This is a genomic window from Cyanobium sp. ATX 6E8 (genome assembly GCF_024346335.1).
Classification (GTDB): Bacteria; Cyanobacteriota; Cyanobacteriia; order PCC-6307; family Cyanobiaceae; genus Cyanobium_A.
Genome location: NZ_JAGQCT010000017.1, coordinates 1 through 25,490 on the forward strand (window position 1 = coordinate 1; position 25,490 = coordinate 25,490).

Below are 25,490 nucleotides of genomic sequence, written 5' to 3' on the forward strand. Positions count from 1 at the left end.
AGGCCGGCGTAGTCGAGCTGTTGGAAGGCTGCGGTGTAGTCGAACGCCTCCCCAAGCGGATTGGCGGCCGGGCTGTGCTGGTGCAGGATCCCGAGGTTGAGCTGCTGGGGCCACCAGTCGCGCGGCGCGGGGCCGCGGCCCGCCACCGCTGCTGCGCCGTGGTTGAAGGGGCACTTGCCGAGTTCGGTCATGGTGGCGCTGCTGGGATTTCATCCACTGTTCTGACCGTAGGCAGCACGATCTAGGCCGGATTGCGGTGGTCACAGTCCGTGACGGCTACCGTTGGGCTGCTGGGCCCTGAGCCCGCAACGGGCCCGGCCAGAACCCGAGCATGGCTATCTGCATCCAGGGGCCTGATCAAGCTGAGCGGGGTTTAGAGGCCGTCCATAGCCTTGGCTGATAAGCGCTCCCGGCTTGTTCGTTTCGGCGTCTGCCTAGTCGGCAATTGGAGAGAGCGGCGGAAACGAAAGCTCAGTGCTCAGCGGTCAGCTCTCCTGCCACCGCAGGTCTGCCAGCTGTCCAATAGGCGCGACAGCTCGTCTTTCATGGCGGCGAGCTCAGAGATCCGCAAGTTGATCGACTCCACCTTGGTCGCAATGCTGTCCTTTAAGACAGAGCAGTTGCACAGACCCGAGCGACGCACCTCCAGGATTCTCGACACCTCAGGGATCGCGACATCCATCGAGCGCAGGGCACGAATGATCGTGAGCTCAGCAAGATTCTCGTCATCAAACAAGCGGTAACCAGCGTCTGATCGTCCCTTGGGCTGGAGCAGTCCCTCGTCGCAGTAGAAGCGAATCGTCTTCACGGAAAGGCCTGTGCGCCTGGCCACCTCGCCGATGCGCAGGCCGGGAGTGGATGCCACTGACAGCGATCCTCGGCGGGCCATCGATCCCTCCACTGCATGGAAGCTTCCCAACGGTAGGCATCGGCAGGCTGCGAGAACCCTGAGCGCCAACCCTCCACCAGAGGCGCACTACTGGAGATGCCTGTTAGGGTTCTGTCCGGCAGGTTTTCTGCTCTCACCACCCTCCCGATGCCGCACCGTTTCAGTCCCTGGGGCGCCCCAGCGGTAGCCGCGCTGGGCGCCAACCTGTTGCTCTCGGCCGCCGGCCTTGCCGCGCCGGCCATCGGCACAGGCGGTGTGCCGGCCCTCTACCCAACCCAGGCAGAAGCGGAGAAGGCCGCCAAGCTGCACTTCAACTGCAAAGGGGCCCACAAGATGGGCAGCCAGTGGATGCCCTGTGCCAAGCACGGTGACGCTCCTGGCTCTGTGCACGCCCACTGAGGCCGTTCACTCCCATGGCCCAATGCGGTGACAAGCCCAAGCGGATTGCCTTCGGGGTGGCGCCCCTGGGCATCATCTCGATTGGCATCGTGCCGATGGGTGTGGTGAGCATCGGCGTGGTGCCAATGGGGGTCATCAGCCTCGGCGTGGTGGGGATGGGTGTCCTCAATGCCTGCGTGGTGGGGATGGGCGTGTTGGTGGTTGGCGTGAACGTGATGGGGGTCTGGTGGGCAGGTCTTGAGGGCATGGGGCCACGGCGCCTGGGGGCTCTTTCTGGTGCCCTGCATCAGCACCACCACGGTTCCGCCGGCCCGATGGCGCCGAACCTGATGGCCTACCCCACCCGCCAGGAGGCTTTGGAGCAAGCCCGCAAATTGGGCTGCAGCGGCGCCCATGCCATGGGATCCCGCTGGATGCCCTGCTCTGAGCACTCCCCATAGGGTCACGGTTTGGGCCCACCTGCTCGTGGCGGCGGTGGCCTCTGCGGTGCTGTCCAGCCATACAATGGAGAGATCGGTTCCAGCGGGTCACTCCCTGGAGGCAACGAGGAAAGTCCGGTGGGGTGCAGGTTTTGCCTGAGCCGAGTCCGGCACTGTCCCGCAGCTGTGATGGAGGCCACCAACGGCCGCCTCAGTCAGAACGCTCGCCGTGCACAACCTCTTCACCTCCGGCGCGGACCGGTTCTCTCAATGCCCCAGACCTTCTCAGCCAGAACTCTGGCCCTGATCGGTGGTGCGGCAGCACTGGCGCTGCTGCTCGATCAACCGGCTCAGGCCCATGGCATCGCCCACGGCGGCATCGCCGCCGGCTTCCTGCATCCGATCAGTGGAGTCGACCACCTGCTGCTGCTGATCGCCGTGGGGGCCGCAGCTTCCTGCATCTCGACCCAACTGCTGCTCTGGGCCCTGGCCGGTGCCGTCGGCGGCGGCGTCTTTGGGGCGATAGGAGGCACGTTGCCAGCACACGAGTTTCTCGCGGCGCTGGCAATCAGCGCGGTGGCGGTGCTGGTGCTGAGCTGCCTTCGTTCCAAGCAGGGTCCCCAGTTGGGTGCCTGTGCCGCCCTGGTGGCATCAGCGGTGGCGGTTCACGCCATGCTTCACGGGCTGGAGGCACCGGCTGACGGCTCTGCGGCGCTCTGGTGGTTGGGTGCCTTTGCCGGTTCAGTGCTGGTGAGCGGCGTCAGTTACCTAGTGCTGCGGCGTCTGCCCCTGGCCTGGACCCGGGGGGTGGCCCTGCTGCTCGCGCTCTGTGGTGGTGTGGCGGCGCTGGGGCCTGTTGGTCTGCTGATGCGCTGAGCCGCAACGGGGAAGGCTGCCCAGCTGGGGAACGAGGATCAGCCTCTGCTTGGTTCCTCTCCCCGGTCGTGCCCACCATGCCACTGCAGATCCGCCCCTATGAGGCGGCCGACTGGCCGGACGTGTGGGCTCTGCTGGAGCCGGTGTTCCGAGCTGGTGAAACGTTCCCCCATGACCCGGCCATCACGGAGGCAGAAGCACGGGTGGCCTGGGTGGAGCAGAGCCAGGCGGTGATGGTGGCTGTCGATCCGGCCGGGGCGGTGGTGGGCACCTACTACCTGAGGCCCAACTCTCTGGCCCTCGGCGCCCATGTCGCCAACGCGGGCTATGTGGTGGCTGAGCACTGCCGCCGCCAAGGGATCGGCAGCCGGCTCTGCCAGCACTCGCTGCAGGCGGCTCGGCGGCTGGGCTTTCGCTCGATGCAGTTCAACCTGGTGGTGAGCACCAACAACGCCGGCATCCACTGCTGGCAGAAGAATGGCTTCCAAGTGGTGGGCACCCTGCCGGGAGCATTCCGCCACCAGCGGTTGGGCTATGTGGATGCCCTGGTGATGGTGCAGGGGCTGCTGGAGGGGCCAACTCCATGAGGGTGGTGCCACTGCGCTTCAGTCCCGGCGACGACCTGCGCCTGGCGCTGGAAACCTGGATGGCTCAGCAGCAGGAGCAGGCTGGCTGCGTGATCAGCGCCGTTGGCAGCTTGTCGGTGCTCCAGCTGCGGCTGGCCGGCAAGCAGGAGAGCACCACGATCACGGGCGACCTGGAGATCCTCAGCCTCGCGGGCACGCTCTCGCCCGATGGGGTTCACCTCCATGTGGCTGTGGCCGACAGCCGCGGCACCGTGATCGGGGGCCATCTCTGCGCCGGCTCGCTGGTGCGCACCACCGCTGAGCTGATGGTTGGCCTGCTTGCGGAGTGGCGCTTCTGCCGGCAGCTGGATCCAGCTACCGGCTACGCCGAGCTGCAGATTCATCCCAGTGAACCCATCAGCGGCTCTTGATGCATAAGTTGTGCGAGCTAATGCAGCCCACCTGGAAAGACTTGCCCATTTTCTGGATCGTCGCGCAGTTGTTATTCGGACTACTGAGGCAAAAGTTGCTCGGCAACTAAAAGCTCAGCAGATCGATGAAGGTGATATCGAGCTCGCTTCCAAGCGGATCCCGCTAGTTCCTTTGAGTTCGATCACCAACGCGCTGCAATTGTTCAGACTGGCCGGCGTTATCGTTCTCAGGAAGATTGCTGAGCCTCATATCTATCGTGCAGGCCTCGCCCTGAAGCAGGGGCCAAGGCGGCCCCGCAGGTTTCAGGGGCGCAGGCTCCAGAAGCGATTGAAAGCAACCGTTGCCATCGTCCAGTCGCCAGGCCGCCACGCTCCGCCCGCTTAAATCGACGAGGCGCAGGCTGAGCGGCACATTCAGGGGCAGGCGGGGGTGGAGGCACGGGTAAAGAGCGCTCTGCCGGTAACGCAGCCCGATCGGCTGGGCTGGATCGGCAGGCCATCTCAGTGGTCTGTCGTTGAGATAAAGCTGAAACTGGCGGCGCATAGGGCCATTGGCACACAGCTCGAGGCGGCGCATCGAACTGTCCACGAAGCGGCTGGTGAACCCTCCCTCCACCGGGGTGTCGCAGAGCAAGGGCCAAGGCTCGAGTGCCTCACGAATGTCCAGGTCAGCGCCGCTGATGGGCTCGCTCCAATGCAGCAGCTGGGGGAATCGCCACCTCCAGATCTGGCGAAACACGCCGGATTCAAGCGGCAGACCAGCGGCGGCCAGATCAGCCAGCACGGCTTTGAGATCGGCCCAGAGCTGGCTGGGCAGCAGGGCCCGATCGTGAAGCTCCTCGCCCCAGGGGCGTAGCCCACGCGGCCGCTTCTGAGGATCCAGCAGGTGCACGGCCAATGCCCGCCAGAGCAGGGCCACGGCGCTGCTCCAGTGGTGGTTGGGCATCGATTCCAGCGCCCGGAATTCGATCAGGCCTTGGCAGCCTCCTGGCCAGGCTGGGTTCCAGAACTTATCCAGGCTGATCTCACTGCGATGGGTGTTGCCGCTGCGGTCGGCGTGCAGGTGACGCAGGGTTTCGCTGATCGCAACCCGCTGATCGCCGCTGCCCAGTTGCTCGAGGGTTGCACGGGCCAGCACCAGATCGAGCCAGTTGGCACTGCCTTCGTCGGGGCGTGGGGCCTGGGAGGCGGGCCCCACGCAGGGGCCGCTGAAGAGGTAAGCCAGGCATGGGTGATGCTGCCAGTAGCGCAGGATCCCCACCAGCCAGGCGGGGCGCGCAAAAAACGGGTGGCGCTCAGGTTCCAGCGATGGTCCGCCCCAGAGCAGGTGGTTGCCGCCGCCGGTGCCGACCTGACGTGCGTCGCGCCACTGCCAGGACCGCAGTCCCACAGCTGCACCGGCCTGCTCCAGGCACTCCAGCCAGTTGGCGTACTCGTGCCAGCAGCTGCACACCGGCAGGTTCACCTCAAGAACGCCGGGGTCAGCGGTGATCCCCAGCACCTGCCAGTGGCCAGCCGTGTCGAGCGGCAACACGCCGCTGAGCTCGGGTTCGCTCCAGAGTGCGCTGGCAGCAGCAATCGCTGTGAGCAGCTGCTCCAGCCGCAGGCGATCCAGGGGCGGCAGAAACAGTCCCCAGCCCTGGGGTGTGATCTCGAGGGTGAGCACCTGGCGGGGAACATCCTGAGGAAAGTGCTGCAGTGGCAGGCGCAGCCCAGCGGGTCCAGGCGCCGGGAGCAGGGTGCGCCGTTCTTTGGCCAGGGGCCAGAGCAGCGCCTGCCAGCGCTGATCGTCGTGACTGAGGGGGGCGGCCCAAACCTGGCGCTCTGGGTTCAGCGGATCGACCAGCGCAATCGGGTGCAACTCGCAGCCCAGGCCGGCCCCGATCGCAGCCAAGAGAGCGGGAGCGGCTGAAGCCTCCAGGGGCCGGCGTGGCTGTGAGTCCAGGCGTTGGGGCCAGCGCACCAGGGGGCCTCCACCACCCCCTCTGCCAGGAAAGTTGACGCCTCTCCATTCCGGTCACTTTTCCACCAGGGGGCTTGATGGAGCAGAGCAATGCGTCGCTACAGCGAGGCCGTCAAAGCTGATGTGAGAAGGCGGATGAGTCCGCCGCACCGCCAGAGCGTGGCCCAGATCTCAGCCGAGCTGGGCATTCACGTGGTCACCCTCTACAACTGGAGGAAGACCTGGCGGTTGCAGGGAGAGGTGGTGCCGGCATCCGAGAAGGAACCTGAGGGCTGGGGTGCCACCGACAAGTTCACGGTGGTGTTGGAAACCGCTGGGCTGAACGCCACCGAGCTCAGTGCCTACTGCCGCGAGCGGGGTCTGTACCCGGAACAAGTGGAACGCTGGCGGCAGGCATCCCAGGATGCCAATGAAAAGCCAGTGCTCACCTTGAAAGAGCAGAAGGAGCTGGAGAAGCTCCGTGCCCAGGACCAGCGGGAAATCAAGCGGCTCAAGCAGGAGCTCAGGCGGAAGGAGAAGGCTCTGGCGGAGGCGGCAGCACTGCTGATCGCCTCAAAAAAGATTCAGGCCTTCTGGGGAGAGGACGGGGACGATTGACCTCGCCCACCGACCGCCAGAAGGCTCTGCAGATCCTCGATGAAGGCATTGAAGGTGGTGCCCGTGCCAGCGAGCTTGTCGCCGACCGGCCAACTTCATTGTCGGCAGACAGCATCACCGTGACCCGCAACTTGTTGCGGCCGTGGATGTCGACCAGCTGGGCGCTGAAGGCAATGCCCGAGGCAAAGGCTGGTCTGGCTGCTTCGACCACAGCATCTAGATCAAGTGATGGAACGGCCTGCACCTGCTCCTGAAAGGAGGCCAGGGCGACAGTGAGAGCTCGCTCGGCACTGCCCTTTTCGTCGAGCAGTTCAAGAGCGTCGGTTGGCACGCCTGCGCGTGCGAGGGATTGGGTCATGACATCAGAGAGCCGGGCTTGTGCCCGCTGGCCTGAACTTAGCGGCTTGCTAACGCTAGGCGCAACTCCAGGCTCTGCTTGCAATCGTCTGGGTTGTCCCTGGCTGCGTCCGCCAGAGCGGCCGATCAGGCACCCAGCGCTTTCTGCTCCCAGGCGCCGATCCACTGCTCGGGAAGGAAATCCTCGCCATCAACCCAGAGCTGGGCCAGCTCAACCGAGCTGTAGTCGTCGATGGCCAGCACCTCTGAGAAACGCTTCTGGTGCTCCTTCGGTGCACCCTTGACCAGCTGCTCCAGGGCTTGGGTGACGTCGAGACCGCCTTCCTTGATCACGCGGCGCACGTGCTGGCGCCATTTCTGACAGATCTCCTCGGCGCGCTTCGAGGTCAGGGTCGGCGCTGGCGCTGCTTGAAAGGCCCTGGGCACCGGCACACAGCCGATGTAGCAGCTCCAGAAGTCCACGGCATCCCAGAGCTTGCCGTCATCGCCGTGTAGGGGCTCCGCATCCTTCAACTGGTCCTTCAACCGCTGCGACTTGACCGGTCCCCAGTCCTTCTCCTCCAGGCGACGGTTGAGCTCCTCGAGCTGGAAGAAGGCCTTCTGGCGCAGCTCACCGGCCTTGCCCTGCTCTATCACCGAGAGATTCCCGTAGGAGATCACCTCAAACTCGGCTTCTGTGCCCCATTCACAGGCGGTGTACTGGGTCCAGCCGTTACGGCGCCGCCAGTTGAGAAGCATCTTCCCGAAGGCTCTGCGGGACTCGTCCTGCCAGTCAAGGACGGCCTGGTACGTGCGCTTTACGGGCTTCTTTGCTTGTGCCATAGCCCAATCTTAAACGCTGCTTGGCACTGCTAGCCATAGCTTGTTACAGCTTGGCAGGCTGGTCTCGGTCATTTCCTGGCTCGGCCAAGAGCTGTTCGACCTGTTGAACGGTGAGAACCCGGCCCGCCTGGGCCTGGAAGCGGAGGACCAGCGTGTACGGGTGGATGCCGGGATAGCGACGGGCCAAGGCCTGCAGCTGCTTGCGGAGTTCGGGCCTGTTCATTGGACCGACCCGGCCATGGGATCCAGGTCCAGGACCGCTTGGGCCTCTGCAATCGAGCGGCAGACCCCGCCCAAGCCGCCCAGCTGCTGTACCAGCTGCAGAAAGGCCCGCTGCTCGGGACTGACGGTTCCGGAGCCCGTCTTGATCTCCAGGGCAACGAACTGGGCAATGCTCTGACCGACCAGCTCGGGCGTGATCTCCAGTGAGCGCAACCCGATCAGGTCGCTGCTGCCCTTGCACAGCCCAAAGCGCACGAAGCGCCCCTGCTGGTCGACCAGGGCACCGGTGTTGTTACGCCAGAGCCGCACCACCCCTCGTCCGCAAGTCAGGCGGATGCGTTGCTGGATCTCGTGTTCAGACGGGGAGGAGGCCATGCCTCCTGTTGCCGGGCTGGGTGGTGGCCTGCGGCAGGCATTGGCGATTTGGCGAATACCTGCCAGGTATTGGCTGTAGCGGCCCGGCAGCCAATACGACTCAAATCAGCCAGGCAACTGCAGCGCGACGACTTGGCAGCAGTACCAAAAAGCAGTACCGTTAGTACATGAAGCGCAAGCACCAGCGCACCCTTGAGTTGATCTTCGTCAGGCCTGTCAGCGGCAGTGTTCCCTGGCGCGACGTGCTTGCCCTGTTTCAGGAGCTCGGCGCAGAGATCAGCGAACGGGAAGGCAGCCGCGTTGCGGTTGTTCTGTTCGACGAGGTGCGGGTGTTCCACAGGCCCCACCCCTCGCCGAACACCGACAAGGGAGCTGTCGCTTCCATCCGCCGCTGGCTTGAACAACACGGAGTTACCCCATGAGCCTGATGACCCAGGGCGGTTTCCACGCCCGCATCGACTACGACGAAGACACTGATCTGTTTCGCGGCGAGATCCTTGGCCTCACTGGTGGGGCTGACTTCTATGGCTCCAGTCCCGAGGAGCTGCGCCGGGAGTTCCGCAAGTCGTTGGATGTCTTCCTGGAGATCTGCCGCGAGAAGGGGATCGAGCCGCGCCGGCAGTTCTCGGGCAAGTTCAACCTGCGCATCTCACCGCAGCTGCATGAGCAGTTGGCCCTACGCGCTCAGGCCAGCGATCAAAGCCTCAATGCCTTTGCGCAGAAGGCCCTAGAGCGCTCTCTGGCGGCCGCCGGCAACGGATAGGCCCGTCGACTCGCACTGTTCAGATCATTCGCCGTTGGGATCTGAGATTGGCTCTAGCCCTGACACCAGCAAGACGGACCTAGAAATGGGGTCTCGATCGTTGGTTGTGGCCATCCGTGAGGTGACGGCAGCAGAAGCCAAGGCCAAGCTCTCGAGCCTGCTTGACGTGGTGGAAGCCGGTCAGTCGGTGGTGATCACCCGCCGCGGCAAGGCCATTGCTGAGCTGGTGCCGCGCCGAGCGGTACGCGACCTCTTGCCCCAGCTCCAGGCCCTGAGGAATTCCCTGCCCGAGCAGGCCTCCAGCGCGGTGGAGACCATCCAGACCATGCGGCTCTAGGCACAAAGGCCAGGGCGGGTCAGGGCACGTCCCAGGGGTTAATCAACTCCAGGACGATCTCCGCGAAGTCGGCCGTGTCTCTGGTGGCCAGGGGAACTCCATGGGCCAGCGCCGTGGCCGCGATCACTGCATCCGCTGTGGCCATCGGCCGGGCCAGCCGTTCGCGTCGCCGCAGCAGTTCGCCATACCAGTGGGCGGCCTCGCTGGTGAAGGGCCAAATCCGGCCCGCGAACAGATCGGTCGCCAGCGCATCCCAGCTCTGCTGCAGTTGTTGCTTACGGCGGCCATCCGGCAGCCGGGCCAGGCCGTGCAGGATTTCAGCCTCGTTCATGGCTGTGATCGCCACCGACTCTGGATCGAGACCATCGGCCCAGGCCAGCACCCGTGGCTCTGGCTGCGGGCGCATCAGCTCCGAGATCACATTGGTGTCGAGCACGATCACGGCCAACCCTCCCCTTGCTGAAAGTGGTGTCCCCAGCGCGCAAGCTCCGCGTCGCTGTCGAATTCGGCTGGTGTCGGCAGGGAAGATCGCTCAGGCAGCTCCAGCTCCACGCCACCGAGCTGGGCAAAGTGCTCATGGATACGACTGCCAAGGCCCTTGCCACCAGCGACGGGCTGCCGGGCTTCGATGGCGGCGCGGAGGATCGTGTGCGCTTCCTCCTCCATGGAACGTCCATGGCGCGCGGCTTGAATGCGCAGCTGCGCTTTGGTGCGCTCGTCGAGGTTGCGGATCGTGAGCGTGGCCATGGGCGACTCCCGCTTGCACTGAAAGCACTGCTGTCAACGCTAAGGCCTCTGGCAGCTGCTCGCTTGCCCAGCGATTAAGTGCTGCGCTGCCGAGCGCCCCAGACGTGCCTGGCCCAGCCGCTCTTGCTAGCCGCGCCCCTGCTCCCGCTCCAGCAGCTCCTCGAAGGTCCGGCAGCCAGCTGCCGGGTGCGTGCGCCGGGGCCTCTGCTGCTGGTTGGGTTTGGGCCGGTGGCGGGCTTCGCCCGTGACTTCAACCAGTTCGCCCTCGAGCTGCTGGAGCCCACGGCGCTGCTCATCGCGTTCCTCGGTCAGGAACAAGTGGCCGCAGTCCGGGCAGACCTGCACAGCACTGGGGCAGCTGCAGAAGCAGACCGGGCAGTCCTTGATCGGAATCGAGACCCCCTCCCGCCGGCGCCGACCGGCCAGGTGCCACTCGCGCTCATCGGTCGGCAGGCCATGGCGATGGGCATTGCCTACGTGATCGAGGATCACGGCCTCCTGCTTCCCAGGTGCGGGCCGCAGGGCCCGGCCAACCATCTGCAAATAGAGGCTCAGGGAAGCGGTGGGGCGCATCAGGATCGCGCCGCCCACAGAAGGGATGTCGGTGCCCTTAAAATCATTTAACCACTCCTTTTTTTTATGACTTACCCCTTGATGATCACACTAGACGTGCCAAACATGAAATCCAGGATTGACTTCGGTCAGCATGGATTAAAAGCTTTGCTAATCCAATCCTAGCGGCAGGATTTTCAAATTAAGTTCCTCCTAGGGCAGCCGAGCGAGCCGAAGGCGCCATAGCTAGCGTTTGATTTCAGGAATACCGTCGTGAGGGTAGATCCCCGGATCCTGATGGCCAACAACACTTTTACAAGCGGATGTGGGATGAGGTGCTCCACAAGGGCTTCTGGGAGGGCGACATCTGGAACCTGGTACTCAGCGGTGAGATCAGAAGCCATCACCTCAACATCTCCACGGTGCGCGACGAGAGCCTCGAGCCCCAGTACTACGTAGGCATGCTGCAGGCCGTGCACTTCATGGCCCAGCACGACAGCCTCACCGGGTTGGCAAACCGCTCGATGCTGATGGAGCAGCTGGAGCGCCATGGCCGCGGTGTCGCGCTGCTCTAGCTCGATCTCGACGGCTTCAAGTCTGTAAACGACCAGTTCGGCCACAACGTGGGCGACCAAGTACTAAAGATCGTGGCGGATCTGTTTCGGAATGTGATCCGCGAGGGCGACCTGCTCTGCCGTCAGGGCGGCGATGAATTAGTGGTGCTCGTACCGGAAGCAGGCCAAGAGCAATCCTGTGCAGCTGAGTCGTGCCTCCCTTCATGCAGCCGCTGGCTCAGGCCTGCTCCAGGCGCTTGACGATCACGGCCATCAGGGCCAAGGAACCGGCCAGAGCAATCAACAAGGCGATGGTCATGGCTGACGCGTCTACTACTGCAACAATTATCGCCGCTGAAGGGTCAAAGCCATCCCTCTGCAGCCAATGGCGTTCAGCCCGAGGTGCGGAGAAGGCCAGCCTCTATCGCATTGCCGACATTCAAAGGCTCTGCCGCAACTCCTGAACCACCCAGCCCTAATAAATGCCCCTGAAGCTCTACGGCGGCGCCCGCAGCCGCGCCTCCATGCCCCGCTGGTATCTGGAGGAGAAGGGGATTGCCTACGACTGGATTCAGCTCGACATGGAGGCAGGCGAGCACAAGGGAGACAACTTTTGTGCCATTAACCCCTTCGCCAAGGTGCCAGCGCTGGTGGATGAAACCCTGCAAGCACCAGGCGGCCAACCGCTGCAGCTGTTTGAAAGCGGCGCAATTCTGCTGCACCTAGCCGATCACCACGCCAACGAATTCACTGGCACGGCAGCTGAGGTGGCGGCCCAGCGAGCCCTGGCAAACCAGTGGATCCTGTTTGCCAATGCCACCCTGGCGGTGGCGCTGTTTGTGCCTGCCAACCGGGAGCGGGAGTTCCCCCAGTTGCTGGGGGTGCTCGATGGGCTGCTGGCAGGCGGCCGCTCCCTACTGGCAGGGCCCTGGGGCGATCCAGCCTGGAGCGTTGCCGACTGCGCCGTAAATGCCTACATGGCCTATCTGCCGATCTTCTTCCCCCAGATCGATCTAACGCCCTACCCCAACGTGCAGGCCACGATCGCAGCCACCCAGGCCCGGCCGGCCTACCAACGCGCCATGGGCAGGGCTTAGATCAGGATCTTTGGGATTCCGCCAGAAGGGTCCCAGCCAAGCAGGCACCCTCCAGGTCGGCTCCCTGCAGCTGGGTATCGCGCAGGTCGCAACCACTTAGATCCGCCTGGCGCAGATTGCAGCTACGAAGATTGGCTCCATAGATGCAGCTGCCCTGCAAGTTGGCGCCCCGCAGATTGGCGCCCTCTAACAGGGCAAAACTGAGGTCAGCCTCCGCGAAATCAGCATGGCCAAGATCCGTGAGTTGGTCGAGTCCAGAGCGGAAATCGGCTTCAACCAACCGCGCTTGTTTCCAGCTGCTGCCAGCAGCCACAACGCCGCGTAGACAGCAGCGGTGCATCACGGCCCGATCAAAGTTCGATTCCTGAAGGCGGCAGCCAGAAAGGTCGGATTCGTGCCAGAAGGATCCCTGGGCTTGCATTGATGAGAGGTCTGCTCCCCACAGCAACGCCTGCTGAAAGCAGCAGTGTTGCACCTGCGCCCCCCGCAGGCGGGCATGGCCGAAACGTGCTTCCTTAAAACAACTGCCCTCCAGGTTGCAATCAGAGAGGTCGAGGTCGAGACCGTCGATACCACCGAGCCGCAGACCCTGAAAATTGCGCTCGCCAGCCTCCAAGGCCGCACGGAGATATTGGCGACTGGTCTGCTCTTCTGCCATCAGAGAAAGGCGGCAAGGGCATCTAGTTGGTGGCGGCGAAAAGCAAGCAATAGCTTTTCAGCCTGGGCAATCAGTTTGAAGACCCCCTTGTCAGCCACCTCGTAATAAACGAGGGCTCCCTCTGGTCGGCGCTGCACCACCCCGGCAATGGTGAGCAGCTTGAGATGTTTCGACACCAGCGCCTGGCTCAGGCCGGTGCTGTCCACAACGGCAGTCACGTTGAGGGGGCCTGCCCGCAGGGCGTGGAGCACGGCAAGCCGATTCGGCTCTGAAAACACCTTGAAGTAGTCGGCCAGGGCTTCCATCGGGTCCTCGGGGAGGGAGGTGGCAAAAAAGACCAATCAAATCTTAACTCATCCTTGTGCTAGCGGATCACCACAAACTCTAGCTACTGCGTAAATTGCGTAACATGATGCCGTTATGACGTTAAGCTGTTGTCCTGTTGTTGCTGCGTCCATGTCGCCTGAGTCCCTCGCGCCTCCCCATCCCTTGCCCCCCGCCGCCGCACCGGCTATGTGGCCGCTGCAGTGGCCCCAGCAGGAGGGACTGTTGGAGCGCCAGCACGACCGTCTCGAAGCACTGCTTGACGATCTGGTCGATCGCCACTGCCTAGCCGACAAGGAGCGCAGTGCTCTGGAGCTGCTCGCTGATCGCCGCGACTGCCTCCTGCTGGTGAGGGGGCTGCGCCTGCACTTGCGGCTAGAGGAGCGCTGGCTCGCTCAGCGCGGCTGCCTTTGCCCTGGCCACCGGGCTGCCCACTGCGAGGCCGTCGCTGCCGCTGCTGCCGGCTGGGAGGTTGCCGAAACCCTGCGAGCCGCGCGGCTGCCCTGGCTGATGGAACTCCAGCAGTGGTTTCACGGCCATCGCCACGGGCCCGATGCCCTGGCCTACGCCCGCGCTGCCGCCCTCACCCCCTCCCTCTGATGACCACCTCTGCTCCCCACCTGCGCGAAAACCTGCTCACCCCGCGCTTTTACACCACCGAAATCGACAAGGCCGCCAAGACCGATCTCGTGGGCCAGCGCGCTGCCTTCGAGGCGATGCTCAACGAGATGGAGGCCGATTACAACCGCGATCACTTCGATCGCAAGGCCCCCCTCGATCGGCTGCGGGCCCTGAATCCAGAGGAGAAAGTAGCCTACGAGAGCTATTTAGTGCGCAGCTGCGTGTCGGAATTCTCCGGCTTTCTGCTGTTCAAAGAGCTCTCGCGCCAGCTTCAAAAGGCAGGCCGCCCAGAGTTGAGCCGCCTCTTCAATTTGATGGCCCGTGATGAGGCTCGCCATGCCGGCTTTCTCAACCGGGCCCTGGTGGCCGAGGGTATTGAGATCGATTTGCCGGCTTTGAGCGTCAAGCGGCCGATCACCTGGTTTCCGCTGAGTTGGGTGCTCTATTCGGTGTTTCTCTCCGAAAAGATCGGCTACTGGCGCTACATCTTGATCGATCGGCACCTCAAAGCCCACCCAGAGAACGACTTCGCCCCCCTGTTTGATTTCTTTGAGCCCTGGTGTCAGGACGAGAACCGCCACGGCGACATCTTCAATATGCTTCTGCGCTGCTGGCCGGGGTTGCGGCAGGGACTGCGCGGCCGGTTACTGAGTCGCATCTTTCTGTGGAGTGTGTTTCTAACCCACAGCCTGACGGTGTGTGAGCGGGGCAACTTTTACAAGCTGCTGGGCATGGATCCCAGTGGCTTCGATGAAGAGGTGATGCGCAACACCAACCGCACAGCCCGGCGTGCTTTTCCGGTGGTGTTCGATCTGGATGGCCGTGCCTATTTCGAGCTGCGCGATCAGCTGGTGGAGGTGTTCCGGGCTATCAAATCCAGCGCGGAGGAGCCCGCTAGCCCGGCACGGTTGCTGAAGTCTCTCGGCCTGAAGGCCCGCTTTGCAGGCTTGCTCTTGCGCCAGCTCAGCCAGCCGATGGTGCCATCCTCTGGGGCAATCGCGTGAGGGCAGCGACTTCCCTGCCCGCCCTTAGGCAGGGGGTGAAGGTGGTGCCTGGACGCTTGCCGTTCAGCACCGGAACGGTGTTGTTCATGGTGGCGATCCATGCGCTGGCGTTGGTTGCTCTGTTGCCACGCTTCTGGAGCCCAACAGCACTGCTGGTCCTATTGGGGCTGTACTGGCTTACCGCCTGTGTGGGGGTGACCCTGGGTTACCACCGTCTGTTGGCCCACAGAGCTTTTCAGGTGCCCAGGTGGCTTGAGCTGGTTATCGCTACCTGCGGTGCCCTCAGCTGCCAGCACGGTCCGATCGACTGGGTGGGCTTGCATCGCCATCACCACCTGCACTCCGACGATCCAGCTGACCACCACAACAGTCATCTCGGCTTCTGGTGGAGCCACTTCGCCTGGATGCTGCACACCGTGCCAGCCAAGCAGTTCGTGCGCCAACTCACCCCCGACCTGCAACAGATTCCCTACCACCGCTGGTTAAACCGCAACTTTCTGCTGCTGCAGTTGCCCCTGGCGGCCGCTCTCTATGGGCTGGGTCAGGCGACCGGAGCCGGTGGTTGGGCCCTTGTGCTCTGGGGCATTCCCCTCCGCATGGTGCTTGTCTATCACGCAACTTGGCTGGTCAATTCAGCCACCCATCGGTGGGGCTACGTGAGCCACAGGAGCGGTGATAGCTCCCGCAATAACTGGTGGGTGGCCCTGCTCACCTTCGGTGAGGGCTGGCATAACAACCATCACGCCTACCCCAGTAGTGCCCGCATGGGCTTTCGCTGGTGGGAGCTCGATCTCACCTGGTGGCACATCCAGATGCTGGGCCGACTTGGCCTGGCCCGTCGAATTCGCCTGGCCGCTCCTCTTCACGCCTCCTCCTCATGACTTCCATGCCCTTTGCAGCCCTGCCCGACATCACCAACCCCGCCTACCGCGATGCTTACAGCCGCATCAACGGCATGGTGGTGGTGGGTGAAAATCTTGCCGGTCGTCACTTCCGACTGCTTGCCCGCGCCATTCCAGATGATCAGCAGGAACTGGAGCGACTTGCCGCCATGGAAGGGCGCCACGCCAGCGACTTCATGGGCTGCGGTCGCAACCTTGGAATCAAGCCCGATCTAGGCCTAGCCCGTCTCCTATTCGCCCCACTGCACGAGCTGTTCCTGAGGTGCAACCAGCAGGGCGACCTACCGGGCTGCCTGGTGATTCAGGGCTTGATTGTGGAGTGTTTTGCCCTTTCGGCTTACCACGCCTACCTGCCGGTGGCCGACGCCTACGCCCAGCCAATCACAGCCGCTGTGATCAGCGATGAAGGAGAGCATCTGGGCTACGCGGAGCGCTGGTTGCAAGGCCATTTTGGTGCAGCGCAGGCATCCGCCGGCACGGTCAGCCGCAAAGCCCTGCCGATCACTCTGGCCATCCTGCAGACCCTGGCTAAGGACCTGAAGGCGATCGGCATGGACCCGCACGAGGTGCTCGCAAATTTCAGCGAGCTATTTCTTCAAGCCCTGAAAGCCAGCGGCTTTGATCAAACAGCAGCCAGACGCATCGTTACCGGAGGCCTGGCTGCTGCTGCAACTAGATGATCCAGGCCAGGTCAGCGAGGGGCGCGGGGGAGGGGAGATCAATCGCTTCGCTCATCAGCCAGGCACTGCTGAGCAGCATGGGCCGTAAATCGCCACCCAACCGCAGCTGCAGCCAGACAGCGACGCTGGGATCCAGGATGACAATCCCCTCCGCTGGGACTGGTTGATCGATCCCGCTCCGCCGGCCAACCACACCCAGCATTGAGCTGAGATTCGGCGGGCAGTACCAGAGGCCCGCCTCGCCGATCCCCTGATGACGGCGTCGCTCGAGCATCAGTTCGCGCAGCTGGCCATCCCCGCTGAGCGCTGGGAACGGAGCCACTAGCAACTGCAGCTGGAGGAGATCCGTCAGCGGCGGGCCCGGCTGGGGCTCAAAGGGTATGGCCATGGGGAGCATTGCAACGTTTTGGAAATCACGGAACAGTGTAACAACGGTAGTGGCATATCATTGATTGAGTTTACTCCGCCCGTCCTGGGCAGGTCCGATGCTCTCCTCTCCTTCCCTGTCCACCACCTCGCAGCAGAGTCAAACCCTTGGTCCACGGTTGCGCAAACTGCATACCCATATCGGCAAGGCCCACCATCAGGCGGAGGGGATGGAGTTTTCCAGGGCTCTGCTGGAAGGCAGAGCCACGCCGCTGCAGCTGGCAGGCCTGCTGAGGGCGCTGCTGCCGGCCTACACCCTGCTTGAGCAGGAGGCCCCCGATTTGGCCACCGCCCTTGGCGCAACGAACATGCCCTGGTCAGATCTGGCCCGCAGGCACGCCTTAGAGCACGACCTGAAGCAGCTCGCCGCATTGCCAGCAACACCGGCATCAGCTGCAGCAGCCAGCTGGCTGGAGCAGATCAAGTTGCTGGCTCGCCAGGCACCCCACCGGCTGATGGCGCACGTTTATGTGCGCTACGGCGGGGATCTCTCCGGCGGACAGCAACTGGGGGGCCAGGCCAACGCCATCCTTAGCCGCCATGGCTTATCAGCACTGAAGTTTTGGTCATTTGAGCAAGAGATCCCTGCCCTAAAAAAAGCCCTGCATGACGGTTTTGAGCAGATGGATCTATCTGAAGCAGAGGAAGAAGAGTTGCTGGATGAAGCCGTAGCGGCCTTCAAGCTCACCCAGAAACTGCTAGCCGAGCTCGCCGAGATTTAAGGCAGCAACTCATCCCAACACCCACCCAACCCCTCACGCCCATGCCCGCCATCGCCCCTGCGCTCAGCCCGATCGAGCTGCTGCACAAGTACAACAAGCCCGTTCCCCGATATACCAGCTATCCCACCGCAGCAGCGTTTGAGATCGGAATTAGAGCAGGGGAGCTCAGCCGGCAACTTGCCCAACCAACCAGCGCCCCACTTTCGCTCTATGTGCATGTGCCCTTCTGCCGCCATGCCTGCTGGTATTGCGGCTGCAACCGGGTGACCACCCAACTCGGCTCCAAGGTGGTGGAGCCATACCTGGCCTCATTGGGGATCGAGCTTGAGCTCCTCAGGGCCGTCATGCCACAACGACGTCGGGTCGCCCAACTGCACTGGGGCGGTGGTACCCCCAACTACCTCAATCAGCAAGAATCCGCCCGGCTCTGGGGATTACTGGAGCAGCACTTCGAGCTCGATCACAACCTCGATGCATCCATTGAAGTCAATCCAGAATTCCTCAGTCGTGATGACGTGCTGCATCTGCGGGGCCTGGGATTCAATCGCATCAGCTTTGGCATTCAGGACGCCAATCCAGAAGTGCAGAAGGCTGTGAATCGAATCGTGCCAGCGGAGCAGTTGCTCCGGGTGATGGGCTGGCTACGGGAAGCGGATTTTAACAGCGTGAATGTGGATCTGATCTGCGGCCTGCCACTCCAGACACCGGAGCGCTTCCGCCAGACCCTGGCACTGGTGCTGCAGTTGCGCCCTGATCGGATCTCCCTGTTCTCCTTTGCCTACCTGCCGGAGCAGTTGCCACTGCAACGCAAAATTGCCGCCAGCGATCTACCCAACCAGCGCGACCGCTTGATGATGCTCGAAGACGCCAAGCAGCTGCTCTGCAGTTCTGGCTACGAGGCTGTTGGCATGGATCACTACGCCCTGAGCGGCGACAGCCTGGCAGAGGCCGCCCGAGCTGGGCTGCTGCATCGCAACTTTCAGGGGTACACAACCGGTGGGGAGCTGGAGCTACTGGGGGTGGGGCCCACCGCCATCAGCCAATTCCCGCACCTATTCACCCAGAACGAACGGGACCTCAAGGCCTACACCCGGGCCCTCGAAGAGGGTCGCCTGCCCGTGGAGCGCGGTCTAGTGGTGAAGGATGCGGAGACCCTGGAGCGGCGCGAATTGATCCGTCAGGTGATGTGCGAATTCGCGGCAACCATCGACCTTGATCGCTTCAGTAGAGAGTGGCAAGAATTGCAGGAGCTGGCCAAAGATGGGTTAGTGAGACTGGAAACCAGCGGTCGGCTTGGCTTGCTCACAGTCACCACCTCGGGCCGCTGGCTGATCCGCAGCATCGCCGCGGTCTTTGACCCGCAACAGCAACAGCGCGCTTCTGGATCCCGCCTGGTTTAAGCCGTCACCAACCAGCGGCCAGCCGCCGCCAGCACCAGGGCTAAAGCCAATCCGCCCCAACGGCTCCAGCCGGCTGGCTGAAAACGGGGGATCAGCATGGCCGTGCCCCCCACTCCCACCAGCACGGCCGCGCTCTGACAAAAAGCGATCACATGGGTGTCGGCACTCCAGTGGGGCAAATCCGGCCAGCCGAAACTCACCGGCAACAACAGCCCCGCCTCCTGGAGCCCCAGCGGCAGGTGCCGGGCCACCAGCAAAGCCCAGAGCAATGGCAGCAGGTAAAGGGTGCTGGTGGAGAGAGCCAGCAGGCGGCGCAATGCCAGCCAGCCAAGGGACGGCAACGCCAGCGCCAGCAGGCCGATAGCAAGGCGCGCCAGCAATGGACCGGCCTGCAAACTCTCGGGCGCCAGCGGCAACCAGCCCAACAGCCGCTGCCAATGATGCAGGGTGACGCCGCCCGCCAGCACCAGGATCAGGCCCGCTTCTCCAGCGGGCGGATCCATCTCCCGCTGGAGATCGGCAGCCGGTGGCCTTAGGCGCAGCTGGACCGAACGATGGGGGCAGGCAGCGGCGCAGGTGAAGCAGAGCACGCAGTTGCGGTTGTCGGTGAGGTGGGCTGGATGGGTGCCAAGTGGACAGCCGGCGGTAGCCAGTCCCTCCCCCACCGCAGGCCCTCCTTTGAAGCAGCCGTAGCTGCTGCAGCTGCCACTGCAGGTGCCCGATTGGGCCCGCAATTCAGTCATGGCGAGCTTGGCGAAAAGGCCATTCATACCGCCCACAGGGCAGAGAAAACGGCACCAGAAACGCTTCTCGTAGAGCAGGGAGCCCAGCACCGCGCCGGCGGTGATCCCCAGCAACAGGCAACTGCTGAGCCAGGCGGTGTTCTCCAGATTTGCCAGCTCCTCCCAGAGAAGGATCCCAGCGAAGCCGGCGGCCAGCACGGGCGCGCCCCACTGGTCCAATTCACCCCGCGGCCAGGGCCTGGGCTGCCAACCCAGCCGCCGCGCCAGCCCCTGGGTGATCTCTCCCCAAACCATGAAGGGACAAACCGCACACCAGAATCGACCCACCAGGGGGTACGACAGCAATATCAGGGGCCACCACCACGCCCAGAACAGGTTGAGAGCGCCGTTGTGGTCCCGAGACTGCGGCCCTAGCCACAGCCATAGGTTCACGGCCACAAATAACCAGCTCACCACCCCAAACTTGAGGCCAGCCCAAAGCGAGGGCTGACGCAACAGCTGACGCAGGGATGGGCGCCAACGCCAGAGATCAAATCTCAACCGTTGCGGACGATTGGCTGTCCAGAACACGTCCTCAGGCAGCAGCACCCCCTGGGGGCTCTTTTTGTCACTGCCCTGCAGCCGCACCTGTTCCATGGCCCGAGCGATCAAGCCATCCAGCTCGCGCAAGTTGTTGGGAAAGTCGTAGTTCTGGAGTCGCCTCACCACCGCATCACTGACCTGCGGCAGCACCTCCCAACCGGCGCTACGGGCCTGCTGGCGCAGCCCATAGCGCAACCATTCGCCCAGGTCCTGGCGCCGCACCCGCAAAGGCGGCACCCGAATCAGATCGCAGACCTGATCAAAAGCAGGCAGGGCAGCCTCGGCGGTGAAAAACACCCTGCCGCCGAAATGGCGCGGTCTGCTGCCCTCCCCCGCACAGCTCCACTGCCCTGTGCGAGCCAGCTCCAGCAAGCTCAGCTGCAGGGACGGCTGCACCTGGTCGAGCTTGTCGATCAGCAGCGCACCATCTCCGAGGCACTCCAGCAAAGACCCGTCGCCATCACTGCCTGACTGGCCAAACAGGTTGGCGCCATCCGCCCGCAGCGTGGCCCCATCGAGGCGCACCAGCCACTGCCGGCGCGCGGCAGAGCCGAAATGAATCAGGGCCGCGAGGTTGTCCTTCTCCAGCCCCGGCTCGCCGCTGATCAACACGGCGCGCCCGGCGGAGTCAGCAGCAGCCTGGCGAATCTGCTCGCGCAGGCGCTTGGCATAGCGACTGCTACCCACCACACCCCGGCGCACCCGCCCCAGCAGGTAAGGGGCCAGCGTCAACAGGTGATCGGATAAATCCTGTAGCACCAGCGTTACCGATGATGGCCCCTTACACGCTGCCACGTCCAATGCGCAAAGGACATGGCGTGAACGCAGACCGAAGCGCTGCTGCTGCAAGCGTCAGCTTTGAATGGCGGGACCAGCCGCTGCAGCTGCTTGGAGCCAAGGCGGCGTGGGACCCCCAGCGCCGGACCTTATTAGTGGCGGATTTGCATCTGGGCAAGGCGGAAACCTTCCAGGCCCATGGCATTCCCCTGCCCAGTGATGGCGACGGCGCGACCCTCAATGGGCTCCTGGAGTTGGCCCATCAGCTGGAGCCCCAGCAGGTGGTGGTGCTGGGAGACCTGATCCACAGCCGCCTGGGGCTCACCGGCGAACTTCGCGCCAAGCTGGCTGCCCTACCGGAGCTGCTCGGCTGCAAGCTGCGCCTGATCGGCGGCAACCATTAGCAGGGCAGCTGGATCGAGGGGCTGCCGCAGGAGCCTTCCCAAGCCCTGGGACCCTGGTGGCTGAGCCACATTCCAGAGCCCCGGGCGGGCATGCTCAACCTCTGCGGCCACCTGCATCCAGTGGCGGTGGTGGGCCGGGGTGCCGATCGGCTGCGGCTGCCCTGCTTCAGCTACTGCAAAACCAGTGAGCGCCTAGCCCTACCCGCCTACGGCCGCCTGACCGGAGGCCATCCCTGCTCCCCAGGGGAACGGATCTGGCTGGTGGCAGAGGGGGCCATCGTTGATTGGCCTCAGAGCTCAAGGCAGCTAGACCGGCCCTGATCGGCTGATACTTCTGATTTAGCCCGCAGCCGCCAACGCCCGCACCACATCGCCGCGGGTGAGCACACCCACCGGGCGGCGCTCGCCATCCAGGACGAACAGGCGTTGGGTGCTGCGCTCATGCAGCAGGCCCGCGGCTGCCGGCAGGGGCAGCTCGGCGCTGCAGCTATGGGGGTGTTGGCCCATCACCTCGCCCACGGTGCTGCCCAGCACCTGATGCACCTCCTTGTCCCAGTTGAGCGGGTTGCGCAGGTAAATCACCGCATCGAGCAGCATCACGTAGGGGCCGGGCTGGAAGCCGCTTTCGCGCACCATCAGGTCTTGCTCGCTGAGCTCGCCCACCAAGGCGCCAATGCCATCCACCACCGGCAAACCGCTGATGTGGTGCTCGCTCATCAGCTTCACAGCATCCTGCAGGGGGGAATCGCTCGTGACGCTCAGCACCGGGGTGCTCATCACGGCGGACAAGGGCTGTTGCACCACGGGCAGGGATTCGAGTCATTCCATTCTGCTGCGGCAGCGACCGCCTGGGGTAAGCCCGGTTCAGGAGCGCAACCTGCTCACCGTCTCCATCCTTGGTCCTCCGGAGCCTGGAGCGGTGGCCCTGATTCGTTGTTCCAACCGATCTTGGAGGCCCTCAGCGGTTGTTGAACGGCGAGGGCTCTGCATTGATCAGCGCAGGGCGACGATCAGAACCGAGCCAAGCAGGAAGACGATCCCCAGGATGGACATCACCTTGCGATCGTCTTTGCGAATCTCCAGGACCTCTGCATCAGAGGGGGTATAGGTCGTTGTATACGACTTGATGGCACGGATCATAACCAAAAGGATCAGTGGATAAGCCAACAGATAAATTTTATCCATCAGCACCAAATAACCTAAATCCGGGATAGTATCTGAGTAGCTCTTTTGAAGAAAAATAGCTGCTAATAGTGATCCAAGCGGCAGGGCCAAGCGGGCATCAAGTGACTGGGGATAGACAAGCAATGCCACGAGAGCAGACAAAACGACAACCACCAGAGGAAGCATCAACTTCCACAGGAAAAAGCTGGCAGGCCGCTTTACAACCATATCAAACTGAGCCACTGAATAGTTTGAGGCCAATTCGATATCACCAAAATTTGAGCCATAGGAATGCTCAAGCGTCTCCGCCTTCCACCCTCCAAGCTTCCAGCCAGGGATTTGCAGTTTTTCACTAACCCCTTAAGAATCCCGATCTATAATATAGCTCAGCTCATTAAGGGCACCTCGAAAAATCGCAAGACCGCTCGATAGCGACCGAATTTGAATTATACTAAGGCTCCAAGATTACATGCTTTCCATGGGCCAGCGAGGTTTCTGGGACGAACAACAAAGAGTTGCAAAGCTCCAAGAGAAGAAGCCTGTTCTGACACGTCTTACTGAATCGATTCCTTGGGAATCATTCCGCCCTTTGCTTGATAAGGGCTATAGCCAAGAGCGCAAAAGCAATGCTGGCCGCAAACGGATAGATCCACTGATTCTTTTCAAGATGCTGGTGCTCCAGCAGCTATTCAATTTAAGCGATGAAGAGGTCGAATTCCAAGTAAATGACCGTCGTTCCTTCGAGAAGTTTGTTGGCCTTGGAGTGATGAATGACATACCAGATGCAACTACAGTGGCTTTCTTCAGAGAGCGCCTACGCAAGGCTGGGCAGGCGGCCGCGGCGGTTGCTGCATCAATCCTGGGGGCCGCGGTTCGAAGGCCAGTGGCACCGACAGGCTGAGGGAGCAGACCATGTTCAGCCAGAGCACCTGCAGGGCCGTGACCGGCAGCTCAAGCCCGAAAACCGCCCCCAACAGGATGGTCATTGAGGCGCTGCCATTCACCGGCAGCACGAAGGCGAGAGCCTTGCGCAGGTTCAGGTACACCGCCCGGCCCTCTTTTACGGCGGCCTCAATCGAGGCGAAGTTGTCGTCGGTGAGCAGCATGTCGGCAGCTTCCCGGGCCACTTCCGTGCCCCCCTGGCCCATGGCGATGCCGATGTCGGCCTGTTTCAGGGCTGGGGCGTCGTTGACGCCGTCGCCGGTCATGGCCACTACCGCCCCATCAGCTTGCAGGGCTTTCACCAGCGACAGCTTCTGGGCCGGTGCCACCCGGGCGAAGACGTCGTTGTGGCGAGCGCAATCCACCAGGGCGTCGTCGGCCAGGGCAGCCAGGCTGCGGCCATCGATGGCTCTCACCGTCTCCCCCTGGCCCAGGCCGAGTTGCAGGGCAATCGAGCGGGCGGTTTCGAGGTGGTCGCCGGTGATCATCTTCACGGTGATGCCCGCGGCCTGGCAGGCGGCCACGGCTTCGATGGCTTCTGGACGCGGCGGGTCGAGCATCCCCTGCAGGCCGAGAAAATCCAACCCCTCCTCCAGCAGTCGTGGGTGTAGCTGGTGTTGGTTGGTGTCCGTGCTGCCGATGGCGAAGGCCAGCACCCGTTGGCCCCGCTTGGCCATGGCGGCCACCGCTGCGGTGATCGAGGTCCCGTCGAGGGGTTCGGGCTGGCCGGCGGCGCTGAGCTGGCGACTGCAGCGGGCGAGCACCGCCTCGACCGAGCCCTTCATCAGCAGCCGATGGCTGCCATGCAGCGTGGCCATGTATTGCTGTTCCGATTCGAATGGAATCGCATCCCGTCGGGGGTGGGCATCGAGGGCCTGCTGCCGATCCAGGCCCACCGTTTGAGCGGCCTGCAGCAGGGCGGTTTCGGTGGGATCCCCCACCAGGCCCTCGCGCTGGCTCGGCCGCGCGTCGTTGCAGAGCAGTCCTGCCAGCAGGGTTTCGCGCAGGGCCACATTGCCGGCCAGGGGATCGGTGCTGGCTAGTGAATCGGTTTCGTCACCCTCGTCTGGGCTTCCATTGCCCGGCCACAGCGCTTCGAGGGGTACCAGTGCGCCGCCGGCGTAGATCTCCTGCACCGTCATCCGGTTCTGGGTGAGGGTGCCGGTTTTGTCGGAGCAGATCACTGTGGTGCTGCCGAGAGCTTCCACCGCCGGCAGTTTGCGGATAATCGCGTTGCGGCGGGCCATGCGATTCACTCCGATGGCCAGGGTGATCGTCACGATCGCCGGTAGCTCTTCCGGAATCGCTCCCACCGCCAGGGCCACCGCCCCGTCAAACATTTCGGCCGCGTCGCGACCGCGCAGCAGCCCCACCAGGAAGGTGAGGCCAGCCAGCACCAGCACCAGCTTCAGCAGGGTGTGGCTGAACCGGCGGAACTTGCGCGTCAGCGGCGTGCTGAGGTTCACCTGCTGCTGCATCGAGCTGGAGATCTGCCCCACCTCGGTGGCTGCTCCGGTGGCCACCACCAGGCCCAGGCCCTGCCCGCTGGTGACGAAGCTGCCCGCATAGACCATGCCCAGGCGTTCAGCCAGCGCGGCGTCCCGCTCCACCGTCGTGGTGTCCTTGGCCGCAGGCCGCGATTCACCCGTGAGGCTGGATTCGTCAACCTTGAGGTTGCGCGTCTGGAGCAGGCGCAGGTCTGCCGGCACCTTGTTGCCCGCCTCCAGGCTCACCAGGTCGCCCGGCACCAGTTGTTCGGACGGCAGGCGCTGGCGCTGGCCGTCGCGGATCACCTCCACTTCGGTGCGCACCGAGCGGGCCAGGGCGGCAATCGCCGTTTCGGCTTTGCTTTCCTGCACGTAGCCGATCAAGGCGTTGATCAAGGTGACGCTCCAGATCACCAGCGCTTCGCCGGGTTCTTGCAGCAGCGCCTTGATCGCCCCCACCACCAGCAGCGTGTAGAGCAGGGGATCGTGAAATTGCCCCAGAAATCGCCGCCAGGCTGGGGTGCCGCCTCCCTCGCTGAAGGCGTTGGTTCCCCAGAGTTTCCGGCGTTGCTCCGCTTCCGCGTGACTCAGGCCCCGGTCCAGGGGGGAGGCCAGGGCGGCGGCGACCTGGTCTCCCCGGAGGCTGTGGGCATCAACGGGCAGGTGGAGCATGGGCGCGCCTGGGGGG

Annotated in this window: 37 protein-coding genes, 1 pseudogene and 1 riboswitch; of the genes and pseudogenes, 23 read left to right on the forward strand and 15 right to left on the reverse strand. The window is 63.4% G+C overall.

From position 1 onward, the window contains the following. On the reverse strand, window positions 1-191 hold a 191-nt coding region (locus KBY70_RS12000; protein WP_254988654.1), incomplete at its 3' end, for a hypothetical protein. Window positions 192-478: 287 nt separating this feature from the next. Next, entirely contained in the window at window positions 479-865 is a 387-nt protein-coding gene (locus KBY70_RS12005) for a MerR family transcriptional regulator (protein WP_233128369.1), read from the reverse strand. Window positions 866-1,036: 171 nt separating this feature from the next. Between KBY70_RS12005 and KBY70_RS12010 the strand changes: the two genes are divergently transcribed. From KBY70_RS12010 to KBY70_RS12030, 5 genes are all read left to right on the forward strand, one after another. After that, entirely contained in the window at window positions 1,037-1,288 is a 252-nt protein-coding gene (locus KBY70_RS12010) for a DUF3721 domain-containing protein (protein WP_094558864.1), read from the forward strand. Between the two features lie 14 nt (window positions 1,289-1,302). After that, the gene (locus tag KBY70_RS12015) at window positions 1,303-1,728 is read left to right on the forward strand and encodes a hypothetical protein (protein ID WP_094558863.1); all 426 of its coding nucleotides are present in this window, start codon (window positions 1,303-1,305) and stop codon (window positions 1,726-1,728) included. Window positions 1,729-1,785: 57 nt separating this feature from the next. Further along, window positions 1,786-1,954: riboswitch (cobalamin riboswitch) on the forward strand. A 23-nt stretch (window positions 1,955-1,977) separates the two neighbouring features. Then, window positions 1,978-2,583 carry a HupE/UreJ family protein gene (locus tag KBY70_RS12020; RefSeq protein ID WP_094558862.1) on the forward strand — a complete coding sequence of 202 codons (606 nt, stop codon included), beginning with the start codon at window positions 1,978-1,980 and terminating at the stop codon, window positions 2,581-2,583. Window positions 2,584-2,660: 77 nt separating this feature from the next. After that, on the forward strand, window positions 2,661-3,170 hold the full coding sequence (locus KBY70_RS12025) for a GNAT family N-acetyltransferase (RefSeq protein ID WP_094558861.1): 510 nt from the start codon (window positions 2,661-2,663) through the stop codon (window positions 3,168-3,170). Next, on the forward strand, window positions 3,167-3,580 hold the full coding sequence (locus KBY70_RS12030; protein ID WP_094558860.1) for a PPC domain-containing DNA-binding protein: 414 nt from the start codon (window positions 3,167-3,169) through the stop codon (window positions 3,578-3,580). The genes KBY70_RS12025 and KBY70_RS12030 overlap by 4 nt, the downstream gene beginning before the upstream one ends. Before the next feature lie 163 nt (window positions 3,581-3,743). Here the strand turns inward: KBY70_RS12030 and KBY70_RS12035 are convergent, their stop codons facing one another. Next, window positions 3,744-5,474, reverse strand: coding sequence for a transglutaminase family protein (locus KBY70_RS12035; RefSeq protein WP_254988655.1), 1,731 nt, complete (start codon window positions 5,472-5,474; stop codon window positions 3,744-3,746). Between the two features lie 204 nt (window positions 5,475-5,678). On the opposite strand from KBY70_RS12035, the gene KBY70_RS12040 reads away from it, so the two are divergent. Both KBY70_RS12040 and KBY70_RS12045 read left to right on the forward strand, forming a co-directional pair. Next, complete coding sequence (locus tag KBY70_RS12040) at window positions 5,679-6,140, forward strand: helix-turn-helix domain-containing protein (protein ID WP_254988656.1); 462 nt, start codon at window positions 5,679-5,681, stop codon at window positions 6,138-6,140. Next, entirely contained in the window at window positions 6,137-6,394 is a 258-nt protein-coding gene (locus KBY70_RS12045) for a hypothetical protein (protein ID WP_254988657.1), read from the forward strand. Before KBY70_RS12040 ends, KBY70_RS12045 begins: the two co-directional genes overlap by 4 nt. Before the next feature lie 229 nt (window positions 6,395-6,623). On the opposite strand, the gene KBY70_RS12050 is transcribed toward KBY70_RS12045, so the two are convergent. Then, entirely contained in the window at window positions 6,624-7,235 is a 612-nt protein-coding gene (locus KBY70_RS12050; RefSeq protein WP_254988658.1) for an XRE family transcriptional regulator, read from the reverse strand. A gap of 303 nt (window positions 7,236-7,538) precedes the next feature. Further along, entirely contained in the window at window positions 7,539-7,916 is a 378-nt protein-coding gene (locus KBY70_RS12055) for a VRR-NUC domain-containing protein (protein ID WP_094561460.1), read from the reverse strand. A gap of 167 nt (window positions 7,917-8,083) precedes the next feature. On the opposite strand from KBY70_RS12055, the gene KBY70_RS12060 reads away from it, so the two are divergent. The 3 genes from KBY70_RS12060 to KBY70_RS12070 all read left to right on the forward strand — a co-directional run bounded on the left by KBY70_RS12060 (window position 8,084) and on the right by KBY70_RS12070 (window position 9,016). Beyond that, complete coding sequence (locus KBY70_RS12060; RefSeq protein WP_094561461.1) at window positions 8,084-8,338, forward strand: type II toxin-antitoxin system HicA family toxin; 255 nt, start codon at window positions 8,084-8,086, stop codon at window positions 8,336-8,338. Continuing rightward, window positions 8,335-8,679 (forward strand): type II toxin-antitoxin system HicB family antitoxin, encoded by a 345-nt coding sequence (locus tag KBY70_RS12065; protein ID WP_094561462.1) that lies wholly within the window; start codon window positions 8,335-8,337, stop codon window positions 8,677-8,679. Before KBY70_RS12060 ends, KBY70_RS12065 begins: the two co-directional genes overlap by 4 nt. Window positions 8,680-8,785: 106 nt before the next feature. Next, window positions 8,786-9,016 carry a type II toxin-antitoxin system Phd/YefM family antitoxin gene (locus KBY70_RS12070; RefSeq protein WP_233128760.1) on the forward strand — a complete coding sequence of 77 codons (231 nt, stop codon included), beginning with the start codon at window positions 8,786-8,788 and terminating at the stop codon, window positions 9,014-9,016. A 19-nt stretch (window positions 9,017-9,035) separates the two neighbouring features. Here KBY70_RS12070 and KBY70_RS12075 read toward each other — a convergent pair whose 3' ends face one another. The 3 genes from KBY70_RS12075 to KBY70_RS12085 all read right to left on the reverse strand — a co-directional run bounded on the left by KBY70_RS12075 (window position 9,036) and on the right by KBY70_RS12085 (window position 10,336). Further along, a complete protein-coding gene (locus KBY70_RS12075; RefSeq protein WP_094561497.1) occupies window positions 9,036-9,458 on the reverse strand; it encodes a type II toxin-antitoxin system VapC family toxin in 423 nt (140 codons plus the stop codon). Further along, window positions 9,455-9,763: a FitA-like ribbon-helix-helix domain-containing protein gene (locus tag KBY70_RS12080; RefSeq protein WP_254988659.1), complete on the reverse strand. Its 309-nt coding sequence runs from the start codon at window positions 9,761-9,763 to the stop codon at window positions 9,455-9,457. The genes KBY70_RS12075 and KBY70_RS12080 overlap by 4 nt, the downstream gene beginning before the upstream one ends. 126 nt (window positions 9,764-9,889) lie before the next feature. After that, entirely contained in the window at window positions 9,890-10,336 is a 447-nt protein-coding gene (locus KBY70_RS12085; protein ID WP_143592914.1) for a hypothetical protein, read from the reverse strand. Window positions 10,337-10,638: 302 nt separating this feature from the next. On the opposite strand from KBY70_RS12085, the gene KBY70_RS12090 reads away from it, so the two are divergent. From KBY70_RS12090 to KBY70_RS12100, 4 genes and pseudogenes are all read left to right on the forward strand, one after another. Further along, the gene (locus KBY70_RS12090) at window positions 10,639-10,890 is read left to right on the forward strand and encodes a hypothetical protein (protein ID WP_094561466.1); all 252 of its coding nucleotides are present in this window, start codon (window positions 10,639-10,641) and stop codon (window positions 10,888-10,890) included. A 12-nt stretch (window positions 10,891-10,902) separates the two neighbouring features. Further along, window positions 10,903-11,130, forward strand: a pseudogene (locus KBY70_RS14580) (GGDEF domain-containing protein); the annotation flags it as partial. Further along, entirely contained in the window at window positions 11,127-11,333 is a 207-nt protein-coding gene (locus KBY70_RS12095) for a hypothetical protein (RefSeq protein WP_254988660.1), read from the forward strand. The pseudogene KBY70_RS14580 and the gene KBY70_RS12095, both read left to right, overlap by 4 nt. A gap of 18 nt (window positions 11,334-11,351) precedes the next feature. After that, window positions 11,352-11,966 carry a glutathione S-transferase family protein gene (locus KBY70_RS12100; protein WP_254988661.1) on the forward strand — a complete coding sequence of 205 codons (615 nt, stop codon included), beginning with the start codon at window positions 11,352-11,354 and terminating at the stop codon, window positions 11,964-11,966. A gap of 1 nt (window position 11,967) precedes the next feature. On the opposite strand, the gene KBY70_RS12105 is transcribed toward KBY70_RS12100, so the two are convergent. Next, window positions 11,968-12,624, reverse strand: coding sequence for a pentapeptide repeat-containing protein (locus KBY70_RS12105; RefSeq protein ID WP_094561469.1), 657 nt, complete (start codon window positions 12,622-12,624; stop codon window positions 11,968-11,970). Then, entirely contained in the window at window positions 12,624-12,965 is a 342-nt protein-coding gene (locus KBY70_RS12110; RefSeq protein ID WP_369802061.1) for an ArsR/SmtB family transcription factor, read from the reverse strand. Before KBY70_RS12110 ends, KBY70_RS12105 begins: the two co-directional genes overlap by 1 nt. Before the next feature lie 115 nt (window positions 12,966-13,080). Between KBY70_RS12110 and KBY70_RS12115 the strand changes: the two genes are divergently transcribed. From KBY70_RS12115 to KBY70_RS12130, 4 genes are all read left to right on the forward strand, one after another. Next, window positions 13,081-13,548, forward strand: coding sequence for a hypothetical protein (locus KBY70_RS12115; protein WP_143592915.1), 468 nt, complete (start codon window positions 13,081-13,083; stop codon window positions 13,546-13,548). Beyond that, window positions 13,548-14,573: a magnesium-protoporphyrin IX monomethyl ester (oxidative) cyclase gene (acsF, locus tag KBY70_RS12120; protein WP_094561471.1), complete on the forward strand. Its 1,026-nt coding sequence runs from the start codon at window positions 13,548-13,550 to the stop codon at window positions 14,571-14,573. The genes KBY70_RS12115 and acsF overlap by 1 nt, the downstream gene beginning before the upstream one ends. An 86-nt stretch (window positions 14,574-14,659) precedes the next feature. Continuing rightward, on the forward strand, window positions 14,660-15,454 hold the full coding sequence (locus tag KBY70_RS12125) for an acyl-CoA desaturase (RefSeq protein WP_094561499.1): 795 nt from the start codon (window positions 14,660-14,662) through the stop codon (window positions 15,452-15,454). A gap of 5 nt (window positions 15,455-15,459) precedes the next feature. Further along, the gene (locus KBY70_RS12130; protein WP_254988662.1) at window positions 15,460-16,155 is read left to right on the forward strand and encodes a long-chain fatty aldehyde decarbonylase; all 696 of its coding nucleotides are present in this window, start codon (window positions 15,460-15,462) and stop codon (window positions 16,153-16,155) included. Here KBY70_RS12130 and KBY70_RS12135 read toward each other — a convergent pair. After that, the gene (locus tag KBY70_RS12135) at window positions 16,148-16,543 is read right to left on the reverse strand and encodes a hypothetical protein (RefSeq protein ID WP_094561473.1); all 396 of its coding nucleotides are present in this window, start codon (window positions 16,541-16,543) and stop codon (window positions 16,148-16,150) included. The genes KBY70_RS12130 and KBY70_RS12135 overlap by 8 nt on opposite strands. Before the next feature lie 157 nt (window positions 16,544-16,700). Between KBY70_RS12135 and KBY70_RS12140 the strand changes: the two genes are divergently transcribed. Then, entirely contained in the window at window positions 16,701-17,303 is a 603-nt protein-coding gene (locus tag KBY70_RS12140) for a biliverdin-producing heme oxygenase (protein ID WP_233128753.1), read from the forward strand. 41 nt (window positions 17,304-17,344) lie between these two features. Further along, window positions 17,345-18,703, forward strand: a complete 1,359-nt coding sequence (hemN, locus tag KBY70_RS12145) for an oxygen-independent coproporphyrinogen III oxidase (protein WP_254988663.1) — start codon at window positions 17,345-17,347, stop codon at window positions 18,701-18,703. Here hemN and KBY70_RS12150 read toward each other — a convergent pair. Next, window positions 18,700-20,763 (reverse strand): 4Fe-4S binding protein, encoded by a 2,064-nt coding sequence (locus KBY70_RS12150; RefSeq protein ID WP_254988685.1) that lies wholly within the window; start codon window positions 20,761-20,763, stop codon window positions 18,700-18,702. The two genes, hemN and KBY70_RS12150, sit on opposite strands and share 4 nt — an antisense overlap. Window positions 20,764-20,960: 197 nt before the next feature. On the opposite strand from KBY70_RS12150, the gene KBY70_RS14585 reads away from it, so the two are divergent. Together KBY70_RS14585 and KBY70_RS14590 are read left to right on the forward strand one after the other, a co-directional pair. Further along, window positions 20,961-21,209: a hypothetical protein gene (locus KBY70_RS14585; protein ID WP_409996060.1), complete on the forward strand. Its 249-nt coding sequence runs from the start codon at window positions 20,961-20,963 to the stop codon at window positions 21,207-21,209. A 90-nt stretch (window positions 21,210-21,299) separates the two neighbouring features. Continuing rightward, window positions 21,300-21,530: a hypothetical protein gene (locus tag KBY70_RS14590; protein WP_409996061.1), complete on the forward strand. Its 231-nt coding sequence runs from the start codon at window positions 21,300-21,302 to the stop codon at window positions 21,528-21,530. A gap of 18 nt (window positions 21,531-21,548) precedes the next feature. Here KBY70_RS14590 and KBY70_RS12160 read toward each other — a convergent pair whose 3' ends face one another. Together KBY70_RS12160 and KBY70_RS12165 are read right to left on the reverse strand one after the other, a co-directional pair. After that, entirely contained in the window at window positions 21,549-21,986 is a 438-nt protein-coding gene (locus KBY70_RS12160; protein WP_094561500.1) for a CBS domain-containing protein, read from the reverse strand. Between the two features lie 216 nt (window positions 21,987-22,202). After that, the gene (locus KBY70_RS12165) at window positions 22,203-22,616 is read right to left on the reverse strand and encodes a hypothetical protein (protein WP_094561478.1); all 414 of its coding nucleotides are present in this window, start codon (window positions 22,614-22,616) and stop codon (window positions 22,203-22,205) included. Between the two features lie 424 nt (window positions 22,617-23,040). Between KBY70_RS12165 and KBY70_RS14595 the strand changes: the two genes are divergently transcribed. Further along, on the forward strand, window positions 23,041-23,274 hold the full coding sequence (locus KBY70_RS14595; RefSeq protein ID WP_409996063.1) for a transposase: 234 nt from the start codon (window positions 23,041-23,043) through the stop codon (window positions 23,272-23,274). Here the strand turns inward: KBY70_RS14595 and KBY70_RS12175 are convergent. Further along, a complete protein-coding gene (locus KBY70_RS12175) occupies window positions 23,177-25,474 on the reverse strand; it encodes a cation-translocating P-type ATPase (RefSeq protein ID WP_254988664.1) in 2,298 nt (765 codons plus the stop codon). The two genes, KBY70_RS14595 and KBY70_RS12175, sit on opposite strands and share 98 nt — an antisense overlap. Between the last annotated feature and the right edge of the window lie 16 nt (window positions 25,475-25,490).